Here is a 26,177-nt window from a genome sequence, read left to right as displayed (position 1 = left end):
GCGGCCATGACCGGCGAGCCGCTGCGCATCAATGGCTATCTGGCCTTCGCCATCGGTATCTGCCTGACGGCGTGGACCTGCATGCTGGTGGTCGGCGCGCAGGACGCACAGATTCGCGCCAGCTTCGTGCGCGACACCGACAAAGTGGCCGCCGATACGTCGGCGCGCCTGCGCACCTATTTCGATACCCTGCTCAGCCTGCAGGCGCTGTTTGCCGTCAAAGGCGAGGTCGATCGCGCCGAGTTCGGCCAATTCGTGCGCGAGCTGCGCCTGGCGGGGCGCTATCCCGGTTTTCGGGCGCTGCAGTTCGTCCGTTATGTGCCGGCTGACGGCGTGGCCGCCTTCAGCGCAGCGGTGCGCCGCCAGAGTTCTGACCTGGCGCCGCCGTTTATCGTCCACCCGCCGCCGCCCGCCGGCTTGCGCAACGACCGCGCCGACCACTACATCATCGACTTCAACGAGCCGATGCTGGGCAACGAGAACGCCTTCGGCCTCGATCTGGCGGCACTGCCGGCGCAACTGGCGGCCGTACTCGAAGCGCGCGACAGCGGGCGCATCGTCGCCACCGGCCGCACCATGCTGGTCCAGGACAGCGCCGCCCATCCCGGCTTCGTCGCCCGCGCCCCGGTGTACCGCCAGCACATGCCGACCGCCACCATCGAACAGCGCCGCGCTGCCTTTATCGGCGTGGTCGCCATCGTGTTCCGCGTCGACGATTTGCTGGCCGAAGTGGTCGATCCGCAGCTGCTGCGTCACCTGACGCTGCAGGTGCTCGACAGTGGCGCCGTCGGTCAGGCGGCGCTGCGCAACGATGATGGTGCCGGTCTGCTGTTCGACAGCGGCGGCGGCGCGCGCGTGGCCGCCACTCGCGTGCTGGAAAACCATGTCGATGTGGCGCAGCGCCGCTGGCAGCTGCGCTACAGCGCGCTGGCCGGCAGCCGCTATGGCCGCGCCATCGCGCCACCGCTGCTGGTCGGCCTGGGCGGGCTGGTGATCAGCGCCCTGATCGCCGCACTGCTGCTGGCCTCGCAACGGGGCGCGCGGCTCGAGCAGCGCCTGCGCGCCAGCCTCGATGAAAAGCAGGCCAGCCTGGTCGAGCTGGAGCAGCAAAAAAAGCACGTCGAACTGGCCCAGGCCAACCTGATTACCTCGGAAAAACTCGCTGCGCTGGGCGCGCTGGTGGCCGGCATCGCCCACGAACTCAATACGCCAATCGGCAACAGCCTGTTGACGGCGACCGCGCTGGCCGACATGGTGGTGTCGTTCGAGAAGCAGTACACCAGCGGCGGCCTGCGCCGCTCGGCGCTGGAGGCGCACCTGGCCGACACCCGCCTGGCCTGCACCATCATCGCCAGCTCGTTGAGCCGGGCGGCCGAGCTGATTACTTCGTTCAAGCAGGTGTCGGTCGACCAGACCAGCGACCAGCGCCGCCGTTTCGACCTGGCCGAGGTGGTGCGCGACACCGTCGCCACCTACGCCGCCCAGCTGCGCCGCGCCAACTGCCAGGTCACGGTCGCTATCGCTGCCGGCTTGATGCTCGACTCTTATCCGGGCGGGCTGGGACAGGTGCTGTCGAACCTGATCAACAACGCCCTGCTGCACGCCTTCGGCGCCGTCGTCGCCGGCGCCGCTCCTTCGCACATCGTCATCAACGCCAGCGCCATCGATGGCAGCGACGTGCTGCTGCACTTTAGCGACGATGGCGTCGGCATGAACGACAACACCCTGCACCAGATCTTCGACCCTTTCTTTAGCACCAAGCTGGGACAGGGTGGTTCGGGCCTGGGCATGCATATCGTCTACAACGTCGTCACCGGCATGCTCGGTGGGACCATCCATGTCGAATCGGCGCCGGGGCAGGGCACGCGCGTGGTGCTGACCTTGCCGACGGTGGCGCCGACGGTAGCGCAAAGCCCGGACCGGGCGCTGGCCTGATCAGCGCCACAGCGCCGCCGGCTCGACCAGCCGCACATCGTGTATCTGCTCACGCTTGCCACCTGCGGCGTGTTTCGCAGGGGGACTGGCACCAAAGGGTGCCTGTCCGAATTGAAGCCCCCTGCAAAAGATCCCGCAGCGGGGACTGCCAGCGCGCTACCTCAAGCGAACCCGCGCACCGGCAAACCGGCGCCGCGCTGAATCCAGTTGCCCTTCGAATAGCTGCTGGTGCCAGCGGTGGCATGCAGGGTATACGCGTGGCGCGATACGGGCGAAGTATTCGGCGCGCTGTAGTGGGGCAGCAGGCCGTGGAACAGCACCAGGTCGCCGGCCTGCGCTGCGAGCGGTATGGCAACGCTGTTGTCCGGCCACGCCATGGCGTCGAGCGGCTCCATGAAGACGCGCTGGCCGTCGCGCACGAAGCGCTCGCGCAGGGGCCCGCGGTGGCCGCCCGGCTCGACCCACAGGCAGCCATTGTCGACGCTGGCCGCTTCCAGCGCGAACCAGAAGGTGGTCACGCTCACTGGCGTGGTATCGAAAAACGTGGCGTCCTGGTGCCAGCGCACTTCGCCGCCGATACCGGGCTGCTTGAAAATATACTGCGACTGCCACACCCTGGCGTCGGCCAGGCCGATGTCGGCGGCGATGGCGGCCAGCCGTGGGTCGCGCGAAAACTGTTCGAACACCGGGTCGAGGTCGTGCATGGCGTGGCCGATCTTGTTGATCGATAGCGCCTTGGCCTGCTTCAAGCTGCCGTCGGCGGCGAACGCCGCTTCTTCGAAAAAGCAGCGCACCGTGGTATCGGAACCGAGGAACCAGTCATCGCTGGCGGCGGCCTGGTTCTGGGTGGTGAAGATGGCGCTGCCTTCGGCGGGGTTGAAGGCGTCGACGATGGCCAGCGCGCGCTGGCGCAGGGCAGCGATGGCGGCGGCGTCCTTGAAGGCGGGGATCACCAGGTAGCCGTCAGCGTGATAACGCGCCAGTTGTTCTGTGCTGAGCATGTTCATTCCTGTTCGATGGAGAAAATCCGGCGCGCTGTCAAACCTGCCAGGCGCCGTCACGGTAGACCTGCTGGTCGTCGAGATAGACCGCTTCGGTGACCGCGAAGACGTCGACATGGTAGCGCGCATCCTTGCGCTTGAAGCCCGGCTTTGGGTAGACGCCGTGCTTGGCGCCGAGCGACAGGTGGATGCCGCACATCCGTTCGTAGGTGCCGATGTCGTCAACCCGGCGCTCGCGCGTGAAGGCGCGGTTCATGCCGAAGCCCAGTTCGCGCAGCCACACTTCACCTTCATCGGCGCGGATGCGGGCGATGACGTCGTCAAATTGAGCGGTGCTGTTCTCCAGCGCCACCACGCGACCGCGTTCGACCACCAGGGTGATCGGCAGCGGCGGGCAGTTGACCATGAAGGCGGTATCACCGAACACGTGGATGCGCACGCGGCCATTGACCGCTTCGAGGTCCTGCGCCTCGGTGAACACTTCACCGATGGGGAACTGGCCGCCGACGTTGTGCATGGTGCTGTAGTCGCCGATATTGAGCTTGGCCGGTTCGAGCGGCGAGGCGAAGGTGAGCAGCGCGCCGCCGCTGTCGACCCGCGCCGACGCCGCCGCGTCGATGCGCGCCTTGAGGGCCGGGCCGACCGTGCGGTAATAGGCCGCGTCGTAAGCCAGACCGGCGATGTAATAGCTGCCCTGGATGCCCGGCATGCGGTCCAGATGCAGGTGTTCGATCACTTTCAGACCCAGCTTGAACAGTTCGACGCGCAGGCGAAAACCGTCCAGCCTGAAATTGGTCGACTGGATCAGCACCACCAGGTCGCCCGGCGCCAGCGCAGCGAAGGCCGCCAGCACATCGGCCGCCGCCGTGCTGTCGAAATCAATGAAACGCGCTGCCGGCAGATTGCGGCGGTAAGCGGTGGCCAGCGCGCGCGCCAGCGCGGTGGCGTGGTCGGCCACCACCAGCGCCGCCTGCGCTGTGCCCGGGCCGTGCTCGAACACGGTGCCGAGAATGGCAGTGAGGTGGGTGCTGGCAAGGGCGATGTCGGCAGCGCTGAGGTCGTCGTCAGTGGCGGCGATGGTGCCGGGCAAGGTGTCGGGATTGGTCAAATTCATGGCGCAATTATACGGAGCTTGCGCTGGAGTACGGGGTTTGATGGTCGATTCTTGCTTTTGTGGAACTCGCCGCTCGCGCCCGCATTGTCGTCTGCGCCAGCACAAACGAGCGCGTGGGCATTGCTGCGGCAGCGCATCACCGCAGTTTCTCCGGCATGCAGATGCTGCCAGCCGCACCTTGTCAGAGCGTCAGGCGATACCGGGCAATGAAACGTCGGCAATGGGCCAGTTACGCTATGATTTATCGGCTGGCTCAGGGGCGGCAGGGGCGGCCACGGCGTGACGGCGCCGTGCTTCACATGCATATTGCAAGCTCAACGGCGACGGTGGAAGGGCATATGGATTATCGATGGGAAACAGCAACCAGCGTCTGGCTGGAGAACGCCAGCAGTGGCCAGTTCGCGCTCGGCGCCAGCGCCGGCCTGTCGGCCATCGACTGGCCGGGGCCGGCCAGTCAGCGCCTGCCCGATGTCGCCCACCTGCTGGGGGCGTCGCTGCCGGCCAGTTGTCGCTGTTGCCCCATCTATCCGGAAGGGTTTGCGTTTTGTCCCGCTTGCGGCGCAGCGCTCGAACGGCTGGCCGGCGCGGTCCACTCGCAGCCTGACTGGTGGGGCCCGTACAACGACGCCTTCCTGCCGCGCCACCTGCCGCACGGCTTGCCAGTGACCTCGCTGGCGCTCGACGACGTCCTCGAGCAGCGGCCGGCCGCGCCGGTGGTCGGCCGTGCCGATGCCAGCATGCCGGCGCCGCCCAACGCGCAATGCGTGTTTGCCGCCGCCCACTACGGCTTTCCGGCGCCACGGCTGCTGGCGCTGGCGGGCAGCCGCAACGTCTTGCAGTACTGGGACCCGCTGGCTCGCCAGTGGCACCTGATGAGCGCCGAAGATGGCAGCGCCGACCTTACCTTTACCGGCGCGGCTTATGGCTGGCTGCCGGTGGCCAATCCGCGCCGCGGCGAAGTGGCGCTGGTGCCCACCAACGGCGGCCTGTGCCGCCTGTGGATCAATCCGCTCGGCGAGAGCTATCGTGCCGACCTCGAATTTGCCGCCCGCCTGGTCAGCGCGCCCGGCGCCGTGCGCCGCCATCTGGCCTGCCTGTTCAGCGAAAATGGCGCCACCCGCCTGTGGAGCGCGCACGCCGATGGCAGCGCGGCGCTGCTGGCCGATTGCCCCGGCGCGCCGGCCGCCGGCTGGGGCCGGCCGCTGGCCTACGACGGCCGCCTGTTGTGGTTGCACGCCGATGGCCAGTTAACCTGGCAGCCGGGCGGCGCCCCCCGCTGGCAGCGCTGGCCGGCACCGTTCACGCCACGGCTGGAACTCGGTGGTCCGACGCAGAGCCGCGATGGCCGCCTGTGGCAGGTTGGCCATACGGGCGAGGGCTATGCGTTCATCGAGCTGGGCCCCATCGACGGCGCCGGTGCGGCGGCCGAGCTGCAGCCGATCAGCGGCGCGCGGCTCGGCTTTGCCAATTTCATGTTCCGCCGCGGCCACGAAGTGACGGGCGAACCGTGGGACCTGGAAACCGTCGAAGATCTGCAGGACGACGATTCGCTGGTGCTGCCCCTGCTGCGCGCCTTTCATACCAAGCGCAGCGTCGCCAGCGGCCTGGTGCTGCGCTTTCACAAGTACACGGGGCGCGCCGAAGATGCGCTCAATAGTGTGAAGGGGCGCACGCTCGGTCGCACCACGCTCGAATGGATCGGCCGCCACAACGTCATCCTCGACCAGATCGTGCGCCTGTCGCGGCCCCTCGAGTGCAGCGTGGTGGTGTACGACGACACCTTGTGGCTGCACCACCCCGACTGGCCGCAGATGCGCGGCTATCGCCTGGATGCCGCGCCATGAAGGCACTGTTGACGGCTTGCCTGGTGTCTGTGCTGGCGCTGGCGGGCGCGCATGCCGCTGCCAACGCCGCTGCCAACGCCGCTGCCAACGCCCCCGCACCGGCCGGCGCCCAGGTCTTCCTGGTGCAAAACTCGGGCTGGATGGAACCGTTTTACAGCGATCCCACCTCGCAATACAAGGCGCTGGTCAAGGCGCTGCTGCTGGCGGCCAGCGCCCCCGGTTCGCCCTTCGTGCTCGCTGCGTTCAACCAGAGCCTGCCGCAGGCGCCGTCACCGAAGGCGCTGCTGTCGGCGCGTGTCGCTGCCGATACCGGCGCGGCGGTCGGCGCCGCCCTGGCCAGCCTGCAGCCGGCGCGCAAGCCTGGTAGCGCGGTGCTGGCCGACACCGACCTGGGCGAAGCGCTCGGCGCGGCCATCGACGGCGCCCTGGCTGGCAAGCCCGGCCTGGTCTGGCTGTTTACCAACAACCGTAACAGCCCGAATAACGACCAGGCCACGGCCCGTCGCAACCGCGAATTTTACGAGCGCATCCACCACGGCGGCGCCATCACCCGGGCCTTTGCCTTCCCCCTGCACATGCCGGTGAAGGGCGCCACTTACCGCGCCAACGGCTTGATGGTGTATGTGTTTGCCATCGGCGAGGACGGCGCCCGCCAGCTCGATGCGCTGCTGGCCAGCGGCCGCATTGCCAGCGTCATCACCGAGCGGCCGGCGCGTCTCAAACCGCTCGACCGCGATACCGTGCGGCTGCTGCCGCGCCGCGTCGACAGCGTCGACGGCGTGGCGTTTTCGCTGGCCGCCGGCGGCGTGCTGCGCGCCGACATCGATGATGCGCTGGCGCCGACGGCGAAAATCGTCTGGAACCTGGAAAACACCATGTACCCCTACACCATCGCCAGCGCGCACCTGGTGGCCAGTTCGCTGCTGGCCGGCCAGCAGCGCCCGATCATGCTGGCGCGTGACCATGTCGACGATCTGCCCCCCGGCCGCACGGTGCCGCTGGCGTCGGTGATGCAGTTACCGGGCAATGACTTGCCGTCGACCTGGTCGCTGGCGGCGCTGAAAGCGGCCGGCTCGGCCTACGTACTGCCGGGGCATATCCAGCTGCAACTGAGCGGGCAACAGCTGGTGCTGTCGCAGGCTTTTCGGCAGCGCATGGCAACGCTGTTCCCGGGCGATCCGCTGCCCGATATTTTTACGCCGCCCGAGCGCATCAATGCGTCGACCGCGCTGCTGCCGCTGGAAGTGCGGGTCCATTACGGCGTGGCGCCGCTGCTCTCGCTCATTGCCGCCGCTGTGCTGGCGGCCGGCGCACTGGCGGCAGCGCTGCTGGCGTACGGGCGCGCGCGTCACACTGTGGTCAGCGTCGATGGTCAGGCGCGCAGCATGCGCACCCGCGCCGGCCTGACCCAACCGATTTTCGACCAGGCCGGCCACAAGGTGGGACAGCTGAAAACCACCCTGTTCGGCCACCAGCTGATCGACCTGGCCGATGGCGCCAGGGTCAGACTGGGCCGCTGACCACGCCCGCCGGTTTTTTTCGCCGCTTCCCATCACCTTGCACCCACCCCGAAAGAGCACCATGCAAAATCAGCAGACGCCAGCCACCGCGCCCGCGGGCGATCCCGGTTTTAAATTGCCCGGTGGCGAGGCGGGCACTGCGCCGGCCAAGACCGCGGCAGCGTCAGCGGCCACGCCTGGCCTCGAAGTCGCCGGGGTGCCAGCTGCCATCGCGGCCGACACCTCGAACCGCGATCTGGCCATTGGCGCCAGCGCCTTCGTGATGTTATTGGTGATCTTCTTTTTCGTCCGGAACGCTTACGTCCACCACCTGGTGGTGCGGCGGGTGGCGCCATCGACAGCCGGCAGCGCCGGCTGGATGATGTTTGTCGGCTTCTGTTTTATCAGCGCCGCCGCCGTGCTGGCGCTGGTCAACGCCGGCAAATTTTTGACCTTTGCCATCACCGGCCCGCTGCTGGCGGTCGGCCTGATCGCGCTGGTGGCCACGCTGTTCGTTGGCCGCCGCTGATGCAACCCATACCACTGAAAGACTGACATGGCAGAATTCTCCCAAGGCGCCAGCGCCGAAGCGCTGGGCGCAGTCAAGGCCGAACTGAAGGCCGAACTCAAGGTCGACCTGCGGCCGACCCTGTTCATCGGCGCCGGCGGCACCGGCATGGAAGTGATGATGCGCATCCGCCGCCGCATCCTGTCGGCGGTGTGGAACCGCCAGCAGCCGACCCGGGTCGAATCGATCGGTGACTTTCCCGTTGCCCGCTTCCTGCACTTCGATCTGGACAACCACGCCATCATCGACGACGGCAAATCGCTGCGCACCGATCCCTGGTACGAACTGGTCAAGCTGCAGGATGTCGAGCGCCTGGTCGAGCCGCTCGATCTGACCCAGTACCACGAGTCCGACGACAGCCTGGCGCGCTTTCCCCTGATCGAATCGTGGATGCCACTGCGGCCGAAAAAACTGCGCTCGCTGGGCATCGATCCGTCGAAGGGCGCCGGCCAGATCCGCGCGCTGGCGCGCCTGTACCTGTTCGACAAATACCCGAAGCTGCGCGGGCGTATCAAGGGCGCCTTGAATTTCTTGAGCAGTAATGCCGGCAACGAGAGAAAAGAAAATTACCAGCGCCTGGGCCTGCAGGTCGACACCTCGAAATTTCGCATCGTCGTCATCGCTTCGTGCGCCGGTGGCACCGGCGCCGGCAGCGCCCTTGACCTGGGCTGGATCGCCAAGGCCATCGCCCGCCAGGAAGTGGCCGACAACCAGGTCGACCTGGTACTGTTCATGCCATCGGGTTTTGCCCGCGCCAACAAGGAGCGCACCGAGGCAAATGCCTACGCCACGCTGATGGAACTGGAGACCAGCATGCGCGACATGAACGCGCGCGTGCAGTGGATGGAACCGGACAGTGTGATCGGCAAGGGTGCGCCGTTCGACGATGTGTATTTTGTCGACACCGCCAACCTGGCCGGCAAGGCCACCGCCGACATCAAGGACGTCTACCAGATGGTGGCCGACACCCTGTTCGAAGATTTCGCTTCCGCCGATTTTGCCAACCGCAAGCGCTCGATCGCCGTCAACCAGCAGCAGCACAAGCTGGGGCCCTACAACCCGCGTGTGCCGGAACAGCGTTTTGGCGACATGCGCCTGTCGTATTCGAAGGTGTATTCGGCGTTCGGCCAGTCGGTGCTCGACACCCACCAAAGCCTGCACGACGACATCCGCGCCTACGAACTGGCGGCGCTGATGGTCAAAGCCTTTTTTGGCCTGGCCAGCGTCGATGGTGGCGCCGCCCGTCGCGCCGGCGACCAGGAACGCGACAGCTTCATGCGCGATTTTCTGGCGCTGGGCGAGCGGCCCTTCGATACCTTCCCCGATTTCAAAAAGGGCACGGTCGACCTCACCCCCTTTCCGGAATACGCGCTGACCGACCAGCTATTGATGGACAAGGATGGCCGCTCGCTGCTCGAACGGATCGAGAGCAAGGTGCAGCTCGAAGTGGACCGCATCATGGGCGCCTACGACCTCAAACTGTGGCGCGAAAAAGTGGCGGAACTGCTGCCGCAGCTCGAACGCGATGCCATCCGCGAAGCCGGCGCCACCGCCGAAACGAGCGAAGACCGCATCAAGCGCCACACCGGCGAGCAGCTCGCTCGCCTGCGCGGCGGCGCCCGCAGCCAGCTGTATGCACTGCTCGACGACCGCAAGCAGGGCGGTCTCGAATTCGTGCTGTCGCTGCTCGACCAGGTCAAGGCGCGCCTGCAGCAGCGCGACCTCGGCGTCGCCGAGCGCAATGGCAGGCGCTACCGCGACATCCGCGACGCCCTGCGCACGCGCCAGGTCGAAGAGTCGCTCAACCACTTGTCGCAGGCCGCCGCCCGCCTGTTTGGCAAGGAGGCGCAGGCGCGCGAAGTGATGAACCATGTCAAACGCGACATCGCCGACTACCTGCGCTTTCACCTGCTGGCGGTGGCGGCCGGTCAAGCGGTCGAGGTGATGCGGGCGATCTCGAGCTGGCTGGGCGAGCCGCAGTCGCTCGATGATCAGGGCCAGCCCTTGTGGAGCGGGATGGCTGGTGAATTTCAGCAGGGCCGGCGCAGCGTGCACGCCATGCTGGGCGCGGTCGACCAGCGCATCGGCCAGCTGCGCGCCGACGCCCGCCATCAACACGCCACCAGCATCGTGCTGGCGGCCGACAGCGAACCGGCGCCGGTGCGGCTGACCGGCGATGTGAGTGCCTGGAGCGAAGAAGTACTGCTCGAATTTGGCGGTTCGGCGCGCCTGTTTCCGCAGCTGGGTGAAGAGCGCCTGCGCGCCAGCCTGCTGCTCAAACTGTTCCGCCGCGCGCAGTTTCAGCTCAGCGTGCAGCAGCATGGTGAGCCGGCCGCCGGCGGCGAGGCAGCGGACCCGCTGCTCGAGCGCCTGACGGCAATGGCACCGGCGGCGCGCACGCAGCTTTTGAATGAATGGATCAACAACGCCATGCCGTGGATAAATGCGCGCTTTTCCGCCGAATTTACCCCGCGCGCCGACCAGTTCAAGTGTTTTATCGGGGTCGGCGACGTCACTGCCTGGCGTCGCCTGGAAGCGGACATCCGCGCCGCCGTGCCGAGCGGCTCCTTCCACGGCGACCAGCTCAATATCGTCAACACCGGCATCCATGGCAAGGCGGTGTGCTACATCGAGCTGTCCGGCTTTCCGATGACGGTGCTGCGCGGCCTGCCCACCTGGCGCAGTTCTTACCAGATCGAAAACCCGAAAATTCCTACCCACCTGCACTTCGATTCGACCCGCTTTCGCCATCCGGTGGCGCCGTCGATGGAGGAACTGGGCCGGCTGGCCGACGATTACGAGTGGTATTTGCAGGCAGTCGCGCTGGGGCTGCTGCGCCGCAAGGCTGACCTGGGCGACCTCGAAGCGGCCTTTCAGCCGCGCGGCCAGTACCTGTTCGAAGTCGAGCCGGGCTCCGGCGAATGGCTGCAGATCGGTAATGAATATGCGATCCGCTCGAATGGTTTGCCGCCGTATTACCGCGAGCAGGTGATCGCGGCGGCGCAGCGCAAACTGGCGGCGATGGGACCGAACCAGCTGGCGCTGCTGACCGCACTGATGCGCCATTATCAGCAGCGCGTCTACGCGCCAAGGCTGGAAGTCGATGAGACCGGAGCGCAGATGCCGTCGCCATCGCTGCCGACCATCACCGCGCGCCGCCTGGTCGAGCAGTGGAGCGCGCGCGCGCTCAGCATCGATGGCGCGGCGGCGGGCCGCTTCGAGGCCGCCGTCGCCAGCCTGCCGGGCGCGAGCGAAGTGGTGCCCGATTCGGCGTTTGATGCCTATCACTGGGAAGTCGAGCACGCCGTCGACAAGCGCGTGCTGCGCGCGGCGCTGCTGGCCGACGAGGCCAGTGCGGCCGACGCTTTGCGCGCAGGCGATGGCGTGGCCGTCGCGCCGCCTTTGCGCTTCAAGCTGTTTATCGCCGCTGCCCAGCAGGGGCCGTTTTTGCTTGAACAGCTGAAGGAACGGATCGGCCGCGGCGAGGTCAAAGCAGATACCCCGGTGTGGAACATGAAACAGTCGGCAAAGCTGGGCAAGTGGGAAGCGGCGGCGCAAGTGACCGAACTGGCAGACTTGTTCGCCGACGCCATCGCCGATCCGGTCGACCCTGAGCGCCCGCAGGGCCAGGGCGCCGATGGCATTCCCGATCCTCGATGACCATTGCCGCTGCCGAACTTCTTCGACGTATGCTTTACCGACGTATACATGAGGCCAGTCGACGTGCGTGACGAAGTCATTTACCGCTGCGTGAACATGGCGTGCGCGCGTGCGCTGCCGCGGCGGGTCAATTATTGTCCCTACTGTGGCATCGACCAGAGTACGGCGCTGCCACGGCCGTCGCTGTCGCCGTCACAGTCGGCCGGCGCTGCACCAGTGGCGCGCCCGCACACTGCCAGCGTTGCTGTTGCAGCTGAGGCGCCAGCGCCGCCCTCGTCTGCGGTGGCGCCGCCCTCGTCTGCGCCAGCGCCGCCGTCTTCTGCGCCATCTCCGCCGCCCCCTATCAAAGCGCTGCCGCCGACACCGTCGGCGCCGCCGCGCCGCCAGCCGGTGCGTCTGCGCTGGTGGCTGCTGGCCCTGGGCGCGCTGGTGCTGCTCTGGTTCAGCCAGCGGCCAAGCCCGGCCAAATTCGACGCGCGTGTGGACAAGGCGGTGGCACTGGCGCAGGCCTGCAAGGCCAACGAGGCCCAGGCCGAATTGATCGCCCTGAAAAAAACCGCGGCCAGCGCGGCCCAGCTCTCACGCCTGCAAACGGCGCTCGACGCCGCCGATCTGGCGTGCCGGCGCCCGGCGCGCCCGTCAGCGAGGAGTACGGCCCGCGCCGCCGGCGCGCAGGCGCAATCGGTGCGCAACCTGATCGGCGACGCCCGCGCCGCCCTCGCGCGGGGCGATTACCGCGGCGCTGCCGACAAGATGGAAGTGTGTATCGCCATGGTCGACGCCAGCACGCGCGACTGCAGCGAATTAAAAGCGCGCGCCGAACGGCTCGATGGCCAGTTGCAGCGCTGCCTGGCCGATGGCGGCGAGTGGGTCGGCGCGCGCTGCCAGTAGTGTGAGAGACCAGCTATAAGAGCGCTCTAAAAGAACGAAACGAGCGCGCTAGAGCGGCGCCGGCGTCACCGTCACCGCGATCCCCGACAGCACCGCATTGCCAGAGAGCGGATCGCGCAGCTGTTCATCGAGCAGTGCATTGAGGTTGGCGCCGGGCCGCTGCGCCGCCAGCGCCAGTTGGGTGCCGGGCAGGTCGTGGCCCCAGCCGTGCGGCACGCTGACCACGCCCGGCATCATGTCGGTACTCACTTCGACCTGCACGTCGATCGTTTTGGTGCCGTTGCCGATGCGCGCCATGGCGCCATCGGTGAGACCGAGGCGCTGGCAATCGCCGGGGTGGATCAGTGCCGTGCAGCGAAACGCGCCCTTGGCCAGCGCCGGCAGATTGTGCATCCAGCTGTTATTCGAGCGCAGCTGGCGGCGACCGATGATGACCATCTCGGGCTGCGCTGCCGCCAGCGCAGCCGTCACCCGCGCCAGGTCCGCCAGCAGCATCGGCGGCGCCAGTTCGATCTTGCCGGACGGCGTGCGCAGGGCAGCGGGCAGGCGCGCCTGCATGGCACCGAGGTCGATGCCGGCGGGCGCCGCTTCGATGGCCGCCAGCGTCAAGCCGCCGGCGCGCGCGCCGAACTGGTCGCCGAACGGGCCGCTGCGCAGGCCCAGGTCGAGCAGGCGTTCGGGCCCGCGGCGCCCGTCGAGCGCCGCCAGCACGCTGGCGGCCTGCTGTCCCAGCGTGCGTTCGAGTTCCCCGCGCAGGCCATCGTCATCGAGAGCCTCGACATCGACATCGGCGCCCAGCCCCTGGGCGATGGCGCCGATGCGCAGCAGCGATTGCCACTCGTGCGGCTGGGCGCTGTTGCGGGCCAGCGCCTGCGCGCTGTAGCGGGCGTGGTTACGGTGCGAGAACTGGGTGAAGGAGACATCGTAATGGGAGTCTTCCAGCGGCGATGGGCCGGGCAGGATGACGTCGGCGTGGCGCGACGTCTCGTTCAAATAAATGTCCATGCTGACCATGAAGTCGAGCTGCTCGAGTGCGGCGGCCAGCCGTGCGCCATTCGGGCTCGACAGCACCGGGTTGGCGGCAATCGCGATCAAGGCGCGGATCTGGCCGCGGCCTGGCGTGTCAATTTCTTCGGCCAGGCAGGTCAGCGGCAACTCGCCACTGATCTCGGGGGCGCCTGCCACCCGCGACGCATAGCGGCCGCTGACCACGCCGCGGCCGCTGCCCGGCTTGCCGCGGGTGTTGGCGGCGAAGGCGGGGGCGCACGGGAACATGGCGCCACCCTCGCTGTCGAGGTGGCCGCTGAGCACATTGATGACGTCGATCAGCCACGACGACAGGGTGCCGAATTCCTGCGTACAGGTGCCGATGCGGCCGTACACCGCCGCTCGCTTGGTGGCCGCCAGCGTGCGCGCCAGTGCGCGCATGACGCTGGCGTCGATGCCGCAGCGCGCCGCCAGCCGCTCTGGTGCGTAGTCGGCAAAGGCAGTGCGCAGCTGCTCGAGGCCGTTGACGTGCGCGGCCAGGCGGTCCAGTTTGACCAGCTGTTCGTCGAACAGGGTGTGGGCGATCCCCAGCAGGAAAAAGACGTCGGCGCCGGGGCGAATGAAATGGTGCGCATCGGCGGCGGCGGCCGTCTCGGTGCGGCGCGGATCGACCACCACGATCTTGCCGCCGCGCTGGCGCAGCGCCCTGGCCTTGCCACGGTAGTCGGGCAGGGTCCACAGGCTGCCGTTCGACACCATCGGATTGGCGCCGATGATCAATAAAAAATCGCTGCGCTCGATGTCGGGCACCGCGATGCCCAGCCAGCTGCCAAACATCAGTCCGGTCGACAGCATTTTCGGGATCTGGTCGACGCTGGAGGCGGAAAACATGTTGCGCGTGCCCAGCATGCGCGCCAGCCGCGGGAAATATAGCATCAAGCCCATCTTGTGCGCCACCGGATTGCCCAGCACGGTGGCCACCGCATTGGCGCCGCCGGCGGCGATGACGGGCGGCAGGCGGCGGGCGATTTCGCCGTAAGCGTCTTCCCAGCTGGCTTCGACGAACACGCCGTCGCGCTTGATCAAGGGGGTGCGCAGGCGGTCGGGATCGTCGTGCAGTTCTTTCAGGCCGACCGCTTTCGGGCACAGATAGCCCTTGGAAAACACGTCGTCATCGTCGCCATATACCTTGATGACTTTCTGCACGCCGCTGCTGGCGTCACGATGCAGGTCGACCTTGAGGCCGCAGCAGGCTTCGCAGAACGGGCAGATGCGGCGCACAGTGGTGGTTTCGGTCATGGCGACTCCGGCAAGGGTGGGGGCAGAATACATCGTTGGGACAACCGGCGGATGGAAAAACCCACCGGTGAAAAAATAAAACGGTCGTTCTATTGTCATTTTTTGTTACCCGACTGTCAACCGAAAGCGGCGCCGCCGGTGTATGCTCGCTTGCAACAAATTACCTGTTTCAAGGAGAGTGACGATGACGATGACGATGAAGACAACGCTGACGGCGCTGAGCGTGGCGCTGGTGCTGACCGCTGGTGTGGCCGGCTGCAGCAAGCGCGACGATGGCATGGGCCCGGCGCAAAAGGCGGGGCAGGCGGTCGACAATGCCGGTGATCAGGTGGCGCGCGAGTTGCAGAGCAAGGTCGACAAGGCCAACGCGGCGGCCAAACAGGTGGCCGATTCGGCCCAGCAGACGCGCGAGCGGATCGCCGCCGCCACCGATGCCGCCGCCGCCGACGCCAGCAAGGGACTCGATGTCGCCACTGAAAAAGTCGGCAAGAAGGTCGAGCAGGCGGGCGAACAGATCCAGCAGTCGACCAAAAAGTAGCGGGCTACTTCGTCGTCGTCACTTCAGGCGCTGAGCAGTTCGGCGTCGCTGGTGACGTTGGCGGCGTCGCCGCCGAGCACCACCGACAGATCGACCACGCCGGCGCGCCAGGCCGCTTCCAGATCGTGCTCGACCTGTTCGATGGTGGTGCTGCCACCGGCGGCGAAGCCGCGCACGCCGTAGGCGCGGTTGCGGCCATGGCTCTTGGCCATGTACAGCGCCATGTCGACCAGGTTGACCGCCCGTTCCCACGGCAGCTGCTGTTCGCCAGGCGACAGCGGGAACGGTGCGTAGCCGATCGACACATTGACGTTGAGGCTGCGGCCATTGCAGGAAATGGCGTGCGCCGAGATGCCCGCCAGCAGGCGGCTGGCGATGTCATCGAGACCGTCGCGCGGCACTGCCGGCAAAAAGGCCAGGAACTCTTCACCGCCCCAGCGCACGATCATGTCGGTTTCGCGCAGGATCACCCGCAAGTTATTTGAAATCATGGTCAGCACGGCGTCGCCGGTGGCGTGGCCGTAGCTGTCATTGACATGCTTGAAATGGTCGACGTCGAGCAGGAACAGGGCGGCCACGGTATCCTCGCCGGTGTTGACGGCGCTGGCGGCGCGCTGCTCGCCGCGCTGCTCGATGAGCGCCTCGGCGCTGGCACGCGCGCGCATGAATTCCTGGAAGTGGCGGCGGTTGTAGAGCGCCGTGAGGGGGTCGCGCGAGCTTTGCTGCTTCAGTTCGTGGTTGCGTACTTCGAGCAGGGCGTTGGCGCTGCGCACCTTGCGATATAAAAAGCCGACGATCAGCACCACCAGCGCGCCCACCACGGCCAGCAGCCACCAGATGCGCTGCTGCAGGCGGCGGTTGCTCAGTTCTGCGCCCTTGATCTGGTTGTCGCGGCGCAGCAGTTCAATCTGCCGCTCCTTCTTGTCGGCTTCGTATTTGCCCTGCAGCTCCAGCAAGGCCTTTTGGCGGCGCCCTTCGAACAGTTCGATCGACAGTGCGCGCTCGCGGTGGTAGGCCTGGACGGCACCGGCGAAGTCACCGGCCCGTTCGAGGGCGCCGCCGTATTCGAGCAGGACCTCCTGCAAGGCGGGCTTGGCGCCGGTGCGTTCGACCACCGCCAGCCCCGCTTCAAAGCTGCGCTTGCCTTCGGCCAGCCGGCCCATGCCCAGGTAAGCCTGGCCGATATTGATGCGGGCGATCGCCTCGGTACCGGTATCCTTGAGCGGCAGCGCCGCTTCGATCGCCAGATGGGCGTACTCCAGGGTCTGGCGGTAATCGCGCTCCTGCAGATAACTGTCGGAGATGTTCACCAGCGAGACGGGAATCATGGTGGTGGCACCAATGCGGCGCTGGATCTCCAGGCCCGCCAGCAGCGCTGCGCGCGCCCGCTTGGGCTGATTGGTATCGATCGACAGCGCGTATTCGGTCTTTTTGAGGGCCGCCACGCGCACCGGTGAATGGGCCTTGGCGGCTGCCTCATAGGCTTCGGCGAGGACTTGAAAACCGCGCTCGTATTCCTTCATCTCCCCATACAGGGTGGCCAGGGCATTGAGCGCCATCACGCTGTGAATCGGCCGGTCGTAGCTGCGCGCCAGCGTCACCGCCGCCTGCATCTTCTTGAGGGCCTCGGGGAAGTTGCCGTCTTCGGAATAGGCCTGGCCGGCGACGATATTGGCCGAGATGCGCAGCGCCATGTCGTCGGTGGTCTCGGCCAGCGCGGCCCCTTCCCAGGCCAGCGCATGCGAAGGCGCCAGCTGGTCCATGGTGTAGAGCACAAAGCCCTTGGCCAATAAACCCTTGGCCAGTGCCACCTTGTCGCCGCTGGCGCGGCCGAAAGCGATCAGCTCTTCGGCCACCTTGAGAGCGGTGGCACGCTCGCCCAGCATGCGGTAGGACAGGCATAGCTGGTCGAGGAACTCGGCCTTGACGGCGATGCTCGCTGCCCGTGCCGGCACCGCGATTTTGCCCAGCATGGCCAGCGCCGTCGATGGCTGATAACGATTGAGTTCGCGGATATCGGCCAGCTGGCGCTGGAGGTCGAAGTCGGCCACCGGGTCGGCTTTGGCGGCGGCGGCGGCGGGCAGCTGTGACTGCGCCTGCACCGGGGCGGCGCACAGCGACAAACACAGCAGCAGCGCCGCCAGCAGGCGGCGTTGCGGCGGGCAAGGCAAGCCAACCGACATGATGTTCCCCAGGGATCTGACACCTGCGCCCGTGTAATGACGCTGCAACAATTATAGGCGCATGAAGTGGGGAAAAGTTAATTTTAAGTTGCTGGATGCAATAATTTAGTGCCCTTAAGCATTATTACAACACCCAACGCGGTGCCGCCCATGCAGCTTTTTTTCGTCACAGCGCCAGTTGCTGGAGCAGGTAGAGGCGCTGGTATAAACCATTTTCAATCTGCATCAGTGCCTCGTGCGTGCCCGACTCGGCAATGCGGCCGTGGTTGAGGACGACGATGCGGTCGGCGTCGCGGATGGTCGACAGGCGGTGGGCGATGGCAACGATGGTGACGCGCCCGCGCAGCTGGTCGAGGGCGCGCTGGACGATCTGCTCGGTTTGACTATCGATGTTCGAGGTCGCCTCATCGAGCAGCAGGATGCGCGGCTGGCCGGCCAGCGCGCGGGCGATGGCGATCAGCTGCTTCTGCCCGGTCGACAGGCGCGAGCCGCCTTCGCCGAGCGCCGTATCGTAGCCGTGCTCGAGGGCGTTGATGAAATCATGGGCATGCGCGGCGCGCGCCGCCGCCTCGATGCGCTCGGGCGCCAGGCCGCGCCCCATATCGATATTCTCGCGCGCCGAGGCGGCCAGCAGGAACGGGTCTTGCGGCACCAGCCCCACTTCGGCGCGGAAGGTGGCGTTATCAATGGCTGCCAGCGGCTGGCCCAGCAGGCTGATGCTGCCCGCTGCTGCGTCGTCAAGGGTGTCGAGCGGGTAATAGCGCAGCAGCAGCGACAGCAGGGTCGACTTGCCGCTGCCGGTATGGCCGACGATACCCAGAAAATCGCCCTGGGCCACTTGCAGATCGAGATCGTGCAGCACGCGGTTGGCGGCCCCTGGCGCATAACCGAAGTTGACGGCGCGCACGGCGATGGCCGGCACCGATGCTGGCACTGCCGGCAGATGGCTGCCGTGCGCCTTGCCGCTGTGGTGCTCGGCGGCGCTGGTTTCGTCGAGCAGCGCGGCCACGCGGGCGCTGGCCACCACGGCCTGCTGCAAGCCGCTAAATTGCATGGTGATCTGGATCAGCGGCTCGACCACCCTGGCGATGTAGCTGATGAAGGCATACAGCACGCCGACTTCGATGGCGTTCATGCTGCGCTGGCCAAAACTGAAAATCACCACGGCCAGCAAGACCACGTTGAGCAGGTCGAGGGCGGGGCGCAGCAAAAAGGCGTTGGCGCGCAGTTCGGCCATGCGCGCCGTGTAATGGGCGCCGTTGGTGGTGGCAAAACGCTGGCCGAAGCGGGCGCCGGCGTTATGCGCCTGCAGCACCGCCATGCCGCCGATCGATTCGGCCATCTGGCCGTTGATGTCGCTGCGCAGCGTGCGCGCGGTGTGCACCGCCGGCGCCGACATGCGCTGGTACAGCCAGATGATCAGCACCACCGCCGGCACCAGCGCCAGCACGATGAGCATCAGGCGCCAGTCGAGCCAGGCCATGGCCGCCATCGTCCCGATCAGCACGATGGTGCTGTCGAGGATGACGAACAGTACCTGGATATACAGCGTCTTGACCGCCTCGGTGTCGTTGGTGACGCGGCTGACCAGCTGGCCGGTGATGGCCTTGTCGAAAAACGCCATCGGCAGGTGCAGCACGTGGCCATACACCCATTCGCGCAGGCGCTGGACGGCGCGCATGGCCAGCCCGGACAGGCGCATCAGCTGGCGGTAGCGCAGCAGCGAAGCGATCACGCCGGTGGCCAGCACGCCCAGCAGCAGGGCGCCCATGACGGTCCAGTCGAGCCGGTGCGGCAGCAGGTACTGGTCGATCAGCGCCTTGCCGAAAATCGGCCCCGCCACTTCGAAGGCGGCCGCGACGATCAGCCACAGGGTGGCCCAGCCCAGTTCAGCGCGGTCGGGCTGGGCGGCGCGCCGCAACAGGCCGATGGCGCGCGCGGCTTGCTGGCGCATGGCAGTGGCGGCGCCGGCGGCGTTTGGTTTTACATCGGTGTCAGGCTGCATCGAGGCTGGCCTCCAGTTGCTGGTATTTCCACTGGCTGGCATACCAGCCGTCGGCCGCCAGCAGGGCGGCATGGCTGCCTTGCTCGCTGATGCGGCCATCGCGCAGCACCACGATCAGGTCGGCGTTGGCCACCGCCGACAGCCGGTGGCTGGCGATGATGGCGCTGAAGTTGGCGTTGCCTGTGCTTGTGCCTGTGCTTGCGTTTGCACTGCTCGCTGCGCGCACGCGGCGCAGCGCTTCGAGGTGTTCGAGGATGCGCGTTTCGGTGCCGGTATCGACCGCCGACAGGGCGTCGTCGAGCAGCAGCAGCTCGCTCGCTCCCAGCAGGGCGCGGGCGATCGCCACCCGCTGGCGCTGGCCGCCCGACAGGGTAATGCCTTTTTCACCGACGCTGGTGTCGTAGCCGGCGGCGAAGCGGCCGATGTCGTCGTCGATGGCGGCCATGTCGGCGGCATGTTCGATCTCGGCGCGGGTGGCGTGCGGGCGGCCCAGCGCGATATTCTCGGCGATGGTGGCGGAAAACAGGAACGATTCCTGCGGCACCCAGCTGATCGCCGCGCGCAGGGTCGCCAGGGTGTAGTCCGCCAGCCGGTGACCGTTCCAGCGCACCGTGCCCGCCTGCGGCGTGATCTGGCGCAGCAGCACCCGCAGCAGGGTCGATTTGCCGGCGCCGGTGGGGCCGACCAGGCCCAGAGTATGGCCGGCCGGCAGCATCAGGCAGACCTGGTCGAGCGCCGGCTGGGCCTGGCCCGGGTAGTGAAAGCTCACTCCATCGAGCACCAGCGGGCCCGGCGTGACGCTGGTCAGGGTGCCGTGGTCATCGACCGATAACGGCGCCTCCAGCAGCGGCTGCAGGCGGGCCCAGGCGGCGCGGCCCCGTTCGATCAGCGCCAGTACCCAGCCGGCGGCGAACATCGGCCAGATCAGCTGGCCCAGGTACATGGTAAAGCTGGTCAGCGCGCCGATACTGAGCTGGCCTTGCCAGATCAGCCAGGCACCCAGCCCCAGCGTCAAAAAACCGGCGCTGCTTAAGGTCAGGCCGACCGCCGGCTCGTAGGCGGCCTCCCATTGCTGGGCGGTGAGGCTGGCATCGGCCGCCTGCTGCGCCAGCTCGCCAAAGCGCGCTGCGCTGCGCTGTTCGAGGCCCAGTGCGCGCAAGGTGCGCACGCCGGCGAGCGACTCTTGCACATGGTCGTTGAGGGCGGCGAAGCGTTCGAGCGAATCGGTCGACGCCGCGTGGATATGGCTGGAGATGTGCCAGAACGCCCATGCCATCAGGGGAAACGGCAGCAGCGCGACCAGGGCCAGGCGCCAGTCGACCCCCAGCGTCATGATCGCCACCACCATGATCAGCGTCAGGCTGCCGTCGAAGCCGGCCAGCATGGCTTCGCCGGCGGCCATTTCGATGGCGTCGATGTCGTTGGTGGCCAGCGCCATCAGGTCGCCGGTGCGCTGCTGCTGATAAAACGCCGGACCCTGGGCCGACAGCCGCGCATAAAAGCGCGTGCGCAGTTCGACACCGAGCTGGTAGGCGGCGGCGAACAGGCGCAGGCGCCAGCCGACCCGCAAGGCGTAGATCACCAGCCCCAGCGCCAGCAACTGCGCCAGTTCGATCAGCAAGTCGTGCTGACCGAGGCGGTGCGCGGCCAGGCCATCGATCATGGCGCCGATCTTGCGGGGCACCCAGACGGTGCAGCTGGCGACGCCGGCCAGCATGGCCGCCGAGGCGACGTACGAACCCCGATGGCGGCTGACAAAGCCGCCAATCAGACGGGATAAACTCATGCGACTTCCTTGCTGTGTAAAAGAGAACGGGAGAGCGGAGCGCGCGCTTGCAACAGCGCTGCTGGCTTGATGTTGTGCGGTCACGCGCACGTGAGACTGGCACCGCCGGTGCCTGTCCCATGCCGCAGCCGTACGCACCAGCCCCGAAGCCCGTTAATTTACACGTTTTATGGCGCCTGCGTCGATCGTGCTGGCGCGTTATTTCTTGCGCTGGCGCCCGCCACTCTTGCCGCTGGTAGCTGGTGGCGCTGGGTCGGCCTCGGCCTCGCCCTGCGTCAGCGGCGCCGCCGTGGGGCGCGCATCGTGGTGGTCGGTGGCGGCAGCGACGGCGTTGAGCGCAGGTGGGGCCAACTCGGGCTCGGGCTCGGGTGCAGGTGCAGCCACGGCCGCGATGTCCGCGGCCACCGCGGCCACCTCGACAAAGTCCACCACATCGGCCAGATGGTTCATGTCAGACACTGCCGGCAGCGCCGCCAGTTTTTGCAGCGCGGCGCTGGCCGTTGGCGTGACCGCATGCGGCATGCTGCCAACCGCGCCCGACATGGCGGCGGCGCTGACGATGCCGAACAGGCGCCGCTGGTAATCGAGCATATTGTCGAAACTGACCCGGGCCTGCTTGGTCAGCGCGAACAGATCGCGCGGGTCACGCGCGACGACGATCTGGCGCAGCAGGTCGGCCGAGGTGTCGAGCGCGCTGCGGGTGGTGGCGAACTGCAGTGCGGCAAACTGCTCGGCGCCATCGAAGGCACGGCTGGCGGCATTGCCAAACAGTTGCATTTGCAGCTGTAACTGCACGTCAAGCTGGCGCACACCAGCGGCGCCCAGAGCGGAAACCTGGTCAGGGAATAGGTTCATCTAAGTTCCTCGTGGTTATTTATGATGCGCTGCAATATGTGGAAGTTTATCGGCCTTCGAAGCGCTTGCAAAGGTTTATTTGGTGTCATCTAGTGGACATAATCTTGCAGTGCAGCAGTCGTTCCTTGTGCGCAACGCGACTTGCCAGGAAGCTTGCTCTACAATCTGGCCATCTGATACCGGAGGCCGCATGGATCTCGTCATTCGCAATGCCAGCCTGGCCGATGGCCGCCAGCATGTCGACGTCGCCATCGATGGCGCGCGCATCGCCGCCGTCGGCGTGCAGCTGGCCGTCACCGCCGCCAGCGAGATCGACGCTGGTGGCGACCTGCTGACGGCGCCGTTTGTCGACGCCCACTTTCACATGGACGCCACCCTGAGCTACGGTGTGCCGCGGGTGAACGCGTCTGGCACCTTGCTCGAGGGCATTGCCTTGTGGGGCGAACTGAAACCGCAGCTGGCGCAGGACGCCCTCATTGAACGGGCGCTGCAATACTGCGACTGGGCGGTCGCACGCGGCTTGCTGGCCATCCGCAGCCATGTCGACATTTGCGACGATCGCCTGCTGGCGGTCGAAGCGCTGCTCGACGTGCGGCGCCGGGTGGCGCCCTACATCGACCTGCAGCTGGTGGCGTTTCCCCAGGACGGCCTGCTGCGCAGCGCCAGCGCTTTTGAAAATCTGCAAAGGGCGATCGCCATGGGGGTCGACGTGGTCGGCGGCATTCCCCACTTCGAGCGCACCATGGCCGAGGGCGCCGCCTCCATCACACTGCTGTGCGAATTTGCCGCAGCACGGGGATTGCGGGTCGACATGCACTGCGATGAAAGCGACGACCCGCTGTCGCGCCACATCGAAACGCTGGCGTATGAAACCGAGCGGCTGGGGTTGCAGGGCAGGGTGGCCGGCTCGCACCTGACCTCGATGCATTCGATGGACAATTACTATGTGAGCAAATTGCTGCCCCTGATCGCCGAGGCGGGGGTGGCGGCAATCGCCAATCCACTCATTAACATCACCCTGCAGGGCCGCCACGACAGCTACCCGAAACGGCGCGGCATGACGCGCGTGCCGGAATTGATGGACGCTGGCGTCGAAGTGGCGTTTGGCCACGATTGCGTGATGGACCCGTGGTACAGCCTGGGGTCGGGCGACATGCTGGAAGTGGCGCACATGGGGCTGCACGTGGCGCAGATGACGGGGCAGGCGGCCATGTTGCGCTGTTTTGACGCCATCACGGCGGCGCCGGCCCGCATTCTCGGGCTCGAAGGCTACGGGGTGGCCGCCGGCTGTTATGCCGACCTGGTGCTGCTCGACGCTGCCAGCCCGGTCGAGGCGATCCGCCTGCGCGCGGCGCGCCGGCTGGTGCTGCGGCGCGGCCGCATCGTCAGTGAGGCGCCGGCCGCCGCCGCCCGCCTGAGCCTGCCGGGGCGGCCGGCCACTGTCGACTTCCGCCTCGGGCGCTAGGCGCGCATGCAGGTCGCTGCCACCGCCCGCCTGCGCCTGCGTACGCTCACGCTCGCTGACGCTGGTTTCTACCTGGCCGTGGTCAACACGCCGCAATTTCTGCGCTGGATAGGTGACCGCCAGATCCGCACCGAAGCGCAGGCGCGCGAAGCGCTGGCGCAGGGCCCGCTGACCATGCAGGCGATGCGCGGCTTTTCGCTGTACCTGGTCGAGCGCAGCAGCGACGGCGCCGCCATCGGCATGTGCGGCCTGATCAAGCGGGCCAGCCTGGCCGACGTCGACCTCGGCTACGCCTATCTGCCCGAATTTGCCGGCCACGGCTATGCCACCGAAGCGGCTTGCGCGGTGCTCGAGCATGCCCGCGCACGCGGTTTGCCGCGCGTGGTGGCCATCACCACGCCCGGCAACGACGGCTCCGATGCCGTCCTGCGGCGCGCCGGCATGCACTTTGAGTGCATGCTGCAGCTTAGCGCCGAAGAGGCGCCGGTGCAGCTGTTTGCCATCGCGCTCGCGCCCCCTCAGTAGGGGCGCGGCGGCATCCTGCGGTGGTGCGCAAGGTGAAATCCCGCCATCTGCCCCCTCAACAGAGTAAACTGTCACTTTTAGCGCAAGCAAACAATTTAAGTGAGCAATTCCATGTCTGATACACCTCTCCCACTGTTTTCCGATCTCAATCTCTCGCCGGCACTGCTCAAAGTGATCAAAGAGATTGGTTACGAAACGCCGTCGCCGATCCAGGCCGCCACCATTCCGCTGCTGCTGGAGAACCGCGACGTGCTGGGACAGGCCCAGACCGGCACCGGTAAAACCGCCGCCTTCGCCCTGCCTATCCTCTCGCGCATCGACATCAAGCAGCAGACGCCGCAGGCGCTGGTGCTGGCGCCGACCCGCGAGCTGGCGATCCAGGTGGCCGAGGCGTTCCAGACGTATGCCGCCCACATCAAGGATTTCCATGTGCTGCCCATTTATGGCGGCCAGAGCTACGGTCCGCAGCTGTCGGCCTTGCGCCGTGGCGTCCACGTCGTCGTCGGCACCCCGGGCCGTGTCATCGATCACCTCGAGAAGGGCTCGCTCGACCTGTCGAAGCTGAAAACCCTGGTGCTCGACGAAGCCGATGAAATGCTGCGCATGGGCTTTATCGACGACGTCGAGCAGATCCTGCAAAAGACCCCGGCCACGCGCCAGACCGCGCTGTTCTCGGCCACCATGCCATCGGCCATCAAGCGCATCGCCAAGACCTATCTGCGCGATCCGTCCGAAGTGACGGTCGCCGCCAAGACCGGTACCGCCGACAATATCCGCCAGCGCTACTGGATGGTCAGCGGCATGCAAAAGCTCGATGCCCTGACCCGCATCCTGGAAGCCGAACCGTTTGACGGCATGATCATCTTCGCCCGCACCAAGCTGGGTACGGAAGAGCTGGCCGGCAAGCTCAATGCGCGCGGTTTTGCCGCCACCGCCATCAATGGCGACATGCAGCAGGCCCAGCGCGAGCGCACCATCCAGCAACTCAAGGATGGCAAGATCGACATCCTGGTCGCCACCGACGTGGCCGCCCGCGGTCTCGATGTCGAGCGCATCAGCCACGTGGTCAATTACGACGTGCCGTCGGACCCGGAAAGCTATACCCACCGCATTGGCCGCACCGGCCGCGCTGGCCGCAGCGGCGAAGCGATTCTGTTCATCACCCCGCGCGAGCAGGGCTTGCTCAAGGCAATCGAACGGGCCACCCGCCAGCCGGTCGCACCCTTGACGCTGCCAACCGTCAAGACCATCAATGATGTGCGCATCGCCAAGTTCAAGGAAGAAATCACCGCCACCCTGGAAAAAGGGGGGCTGGATGTGTTCCGCAGCCTGATCGAGGAATACGAGCGCGAACTGAACGTGCCGGCAGTCGACATTGCCGCTGCGCTGGCCAAGCTGGCCCGTGGCGACGTCCCCCTGCTGCTGGAAAAGCAGGACCGGGCGCCGAAAGCGGCGACCTGGGAAGAGCGTCCGGCCCGTCCGGCGTCGAGCGCACCGTATTCGCCTTCGGCACCATCGGCATCATCGGCACCAGCGCGCGGTGAGCGTGCCGAGCGCAGCGAGCGTCCCGACCGTGGCGATGCACCGGCCTTCAAGAAAGAGCGTGTCCAGCGTCCTGCCGAAGATGGCATGGGCACCTTCCGTATCGAAGTGGGCCACTCGCATGGCGTCAAGCCGGGCAATATCGTCGGCGCCATTGCCAATGAAGCGGGCATCGAATCGAAATACATTGGCCGCATCGAAATCTACGACGATTTCAGCACCCTCGACTTGCCGTCGGATATGCCACCGGACATCATGGAACACCTGAAAAAAGTGTGGGTGGCGGGCCAGCAGCTCAACATCACGCGCGATGGCGAAACGCCGATGGGCAAGAGCGCGGCGGCACCGAAAAAAGCGGGCGAGCGGCGCTTTTCGGAAAAGCCTGGTTTTAAGGGCGCCAAGAAAACCTATAGCAAAAAAGCCGAGTAATTGCAGCGGGGCAGCAACTGCCCTGCAAGCAGTGCATAATCAAGTGGGGAA

At 66.7% G+C, this 26,177-nt stretch carries 17 protein-coding genes; 10 read left to right on the top strand and 7 right to left on the bottom strand.

The features are described 5' to 3' along the window. The first annotated feature begins 6 nt into the window (after nucleotides 1-6). A complete protein-coding gene (locus tag ACP7BZ_RS03845) occupies nucleotides 7-1,935 on the top strand; it encodes a CHASE domain-containing protein (protein WP_426110319.1) in 1,929 nt (642 codons plus the stop codon). A gap of 161 nt (nucleotides 1,936-2,096) precedes the next feature. Here ACP7BZ_RS03845 and ACP7BZ_RS03840 read toward each other — a convergent pair whose 3' ends face one another. Then, nucleotides 2,097-2,936 (bottom strand): phytanoyl-CoA dioxygenase family protein, encoded by an 840-nt coding sequence (locus ACP7BZ_RS03840; protein WP_426110318.1) that lies wholly within the window; start codon nucleotides 2,934-2,936, stop codon nucleotides 2,097-2,099. Between the two features lie 37 nt (nucleotides 2,937-2,973). Continuing rightward, nucleotides 2,974-4,050, bottom strand: a complete 1,077-nt coding sequence (locus tag ACP7BZ_RS03835) for a hypothetical protein (RefSeq protein WP_426110317.1) — start codon at nucleotides 4,048-4,050, stop codon at nucleotides 2,974-2,976. Between the two features lie 338 nt (nucleotides 4,051-4,388). Between ACP7BZ_RS03835 and ACP7BZ_RS03830 the strand changes: the two genes are divergently transcribed. The 5 genes from ACP7BZ_RS03830 (at nucleotide 4,389) to ACP7BZ_RS03810 (ending at nucleotide 12,512) form a co-directional block, all read left to right on the top strand. Further along, complete coding sequence (locus ACP7BZ_RS03830; RefSeq protein ID WP_426110316.1) at nucleotides 4,389-5,894, top strand: hypothetical protein; 1,506 nt, start codon at nucleotides 4,389-4,391, stop codon at nucleotides 5,892-5,894. Continuing rightward, the gene (locus ACP7BZ_RS03825) at nucleotides 5,891-7,414 is read left to right on the top strand and encodes a hypothetical protein (RefSeq protein WP_426110315.1); all 1,524 of its coding nucleotides are present in this window, start codon (nucleotides 5,891-5,893) and stop codon (nucleotides 7,412-7,414) included. Before ACP7BZ_RS03830 ends, ACP7BZ_RS03825 begins: the two co-directional genes overlap by 4 nt. Nucleotides 7,415-7,475: 61 nt before the next feature. After that, a complete protein-coding gene (locus ACP7BZ_RS03820; protein ID WP_426110314.1) occupies nucleotides 7,476-7,922 on the top strand; it encodes a hypothetical protein in 447 nt (148 codons plus the stop codon). A 27-nt stretch (nucleotides 7,923-7,949) separates the two neighbouring features. Beyond that, entirely contained in the window at nucleotides 7,950-11,621 is a 3,672-nt protein-coding gene (locus ACP7BZ_RS03815; protein WP_426110313.1) for a tubulin-like doman-containing protein, read from the top strand. A 48-nt stretch (nucleotides 11,622-11,669) separates the two neighbouring features. Further along, nucleotides 11,670-12,512, top strand: a complete 843-nt coding sequence (locus tag ACP7BZ_RS03810; protein WP_426110312.1) for a hypothetical protein — start codon at nucleotides 11,670-11,672, stop codon at nucleotides 12,510-12,512. Nucleotides 12,513-12,560: 48 nt separating this feature from the next. Here ACP7BZ_RS03810 and ACP7BZ_RS03805 read toward each other — a convergent pair whose 3' ends face one another. After that, complete coding sequence (locus tag ACP7BZ_RS03805) at nucleotides 12,561-14,798, bottom strand: molybdopterin-dependent oxidoreductase (RefSeq protein WP_426110311.1); 2,238 nt, start codon at nucleotides 14,796-14,798, stop codon at nucleotides 12,561-12,563. Nucleotides 14,799-14,982: 184 nt separating this feature from the next. On the opposite strand from ACP7BZ_RS03805, the gene ACP7BZ_RS03800 reads away from it, so the two are divergent. Next, on the top strand, nucleotides 14,983-15,336 hold the full coding sequence (locus tag ACP7BZ_RS03800; RefSeq protein ID WP_426110310.1) for a hypothetical protein: 354 nt from the start codon (nucleotides 14,983-14,985) through the stop codon (nucleotides 15,334-15,336). Nucleotides 15,337-15,359: 23 nt separating this feature from the next. Here ACP7BZ_RS03800 and ACP7BZ_RS03795 read toward each other — a convergent pair whose 3' ends face one another. The 4 genes from ACP7BZ_RS03795 to ACP7BZ_RS03780 all read right to left on the bottom strand — a co-directional run bounded on the left by ACP7BZ_RS03795 (nucleotide 15,360) and on the right by ACP7BZ_RS03780 (nucleotide 22,165). Continuing rightward, on the bottom strand, nucleotides 15,360-17,519 hold the full coding sequence (locus ACP7BZ_RS03795) for a diguanylate cyclase (protein ID WP_426110309.1): 2,160 nt from the start codon (nucleotides 17,517-17,519) through the stop codon (nucleotides 15,360-15,362). 166 nt (nucleotides 17,520-17,685) lie between these two features. Continuing rightward, on the bottom strand, nucleotides 17,686-19,524 hold the full coding sequence (locus ACP7BZ_RS03790) for an ABC transporter ATP-binding protein (protein WP_426110308.1): 1,839 nt from the start codon (nucleotides 19,522-19,524) through the stop codon (nucleotides 17,686-17,688). Next, the gene (locus ACP7BZ_RS03785) at nucleotides 19,514-21,310 is read right to left on the bottom strand and encodes an ABC transporter ATP-binding protein (RefSeq protein WP_426110307.1); all 1,797 of its coding nucleotides are present in this window, start codon (nucleotides 21,308-21,310) and stop codon (nucleotides 19,514-19,516) included. The genes ACP7BZ_RS03790 and ACP7BZ_RS03785 overlap by 11 nt, the downstream gene beginning before the upstream one ends. A 198-nt stretch (nucleotides 21,311-21,508) precedes the next feature. Beyond that, nucleotides 21,509-22,165, bottom strand: coding sequence for a phasin family protein (locus tag ACP7BZ_RS03780; protein WP_426110306.1), 657 nt, complete (start codon nucleotides 22,163-22,165; stop codon nucleotides 21,509-21,511). 190 nt (nucleotides 22,166-22,355) lie between these two features. Here ACP7BZ_RS03780 and ACP7BZ_RS03775 point away from each other — a divergent pair, with 190 nt between their 5' ends. From ACP7BZ_RS03775 to ACP7BZ_RS03765, 3 genes are all read left to right on the top strand, one after another. Continuing rightward, nucleotides 22,356-23,630 carry an amidohydrolase family protein gene (locus ACP7BZ_RS03775; protein ID WP_426110305.1) on the top strand — a complete coding sequence of 425 codons (1,275 nt, stop codon included), beginning with the start codon at nucleotides 22,356-22,358 and terminating at the stop codon, nucleotides 23,628-23,630. Between the two features lie 6 nt (nucleotides 23,631-23,636). Then, nucleotides 23,637-24,155: a GNAT family N-acetyltransferase gene (locus ACP7BZ_RS03770; RefSeq protein WP_426110304.1), complete on the top strand. Its 519-nt coding sequence runs from the start codon at nucleotides 23,637-23,639 to the stop codon at nucleotides 24,153-24,155. Between the two features lie 111 nt (nucleotides 24,156-24,266). Next, nucleotides 24,267-26,126 carry a DEAD/DEAH box helicase gene (locus ACP7BZ_RS03765; protein ID WP_426110303.1) on the top strand — a complete coding sequence of 620 codons (1,860 nt, stop codon included), beginning with the start codon at nucleotides 24,267-24,269 and terminating at the stop codon, nucleotides 26,124-26,126. Nucleotides 26,127-26,177: the final 51 nt, after the last annotated feature.

Origin of the sequence: Massilia sp. PWRC2 (assembly GCF_049896725.1) — a bacterium.
In the GTDB taxonomy this organism is placed as follows: domain Bacteria; phylum Pseudomonadota; class Gammaproteobacteria; order Burkholderiales; family Burkholderiaceae_D; genus JAFCUW01.
Note: the sequence above shows the minus strand (reverse complement) of the source record. Positions and strands in the feature narration are given on the sequence as shown.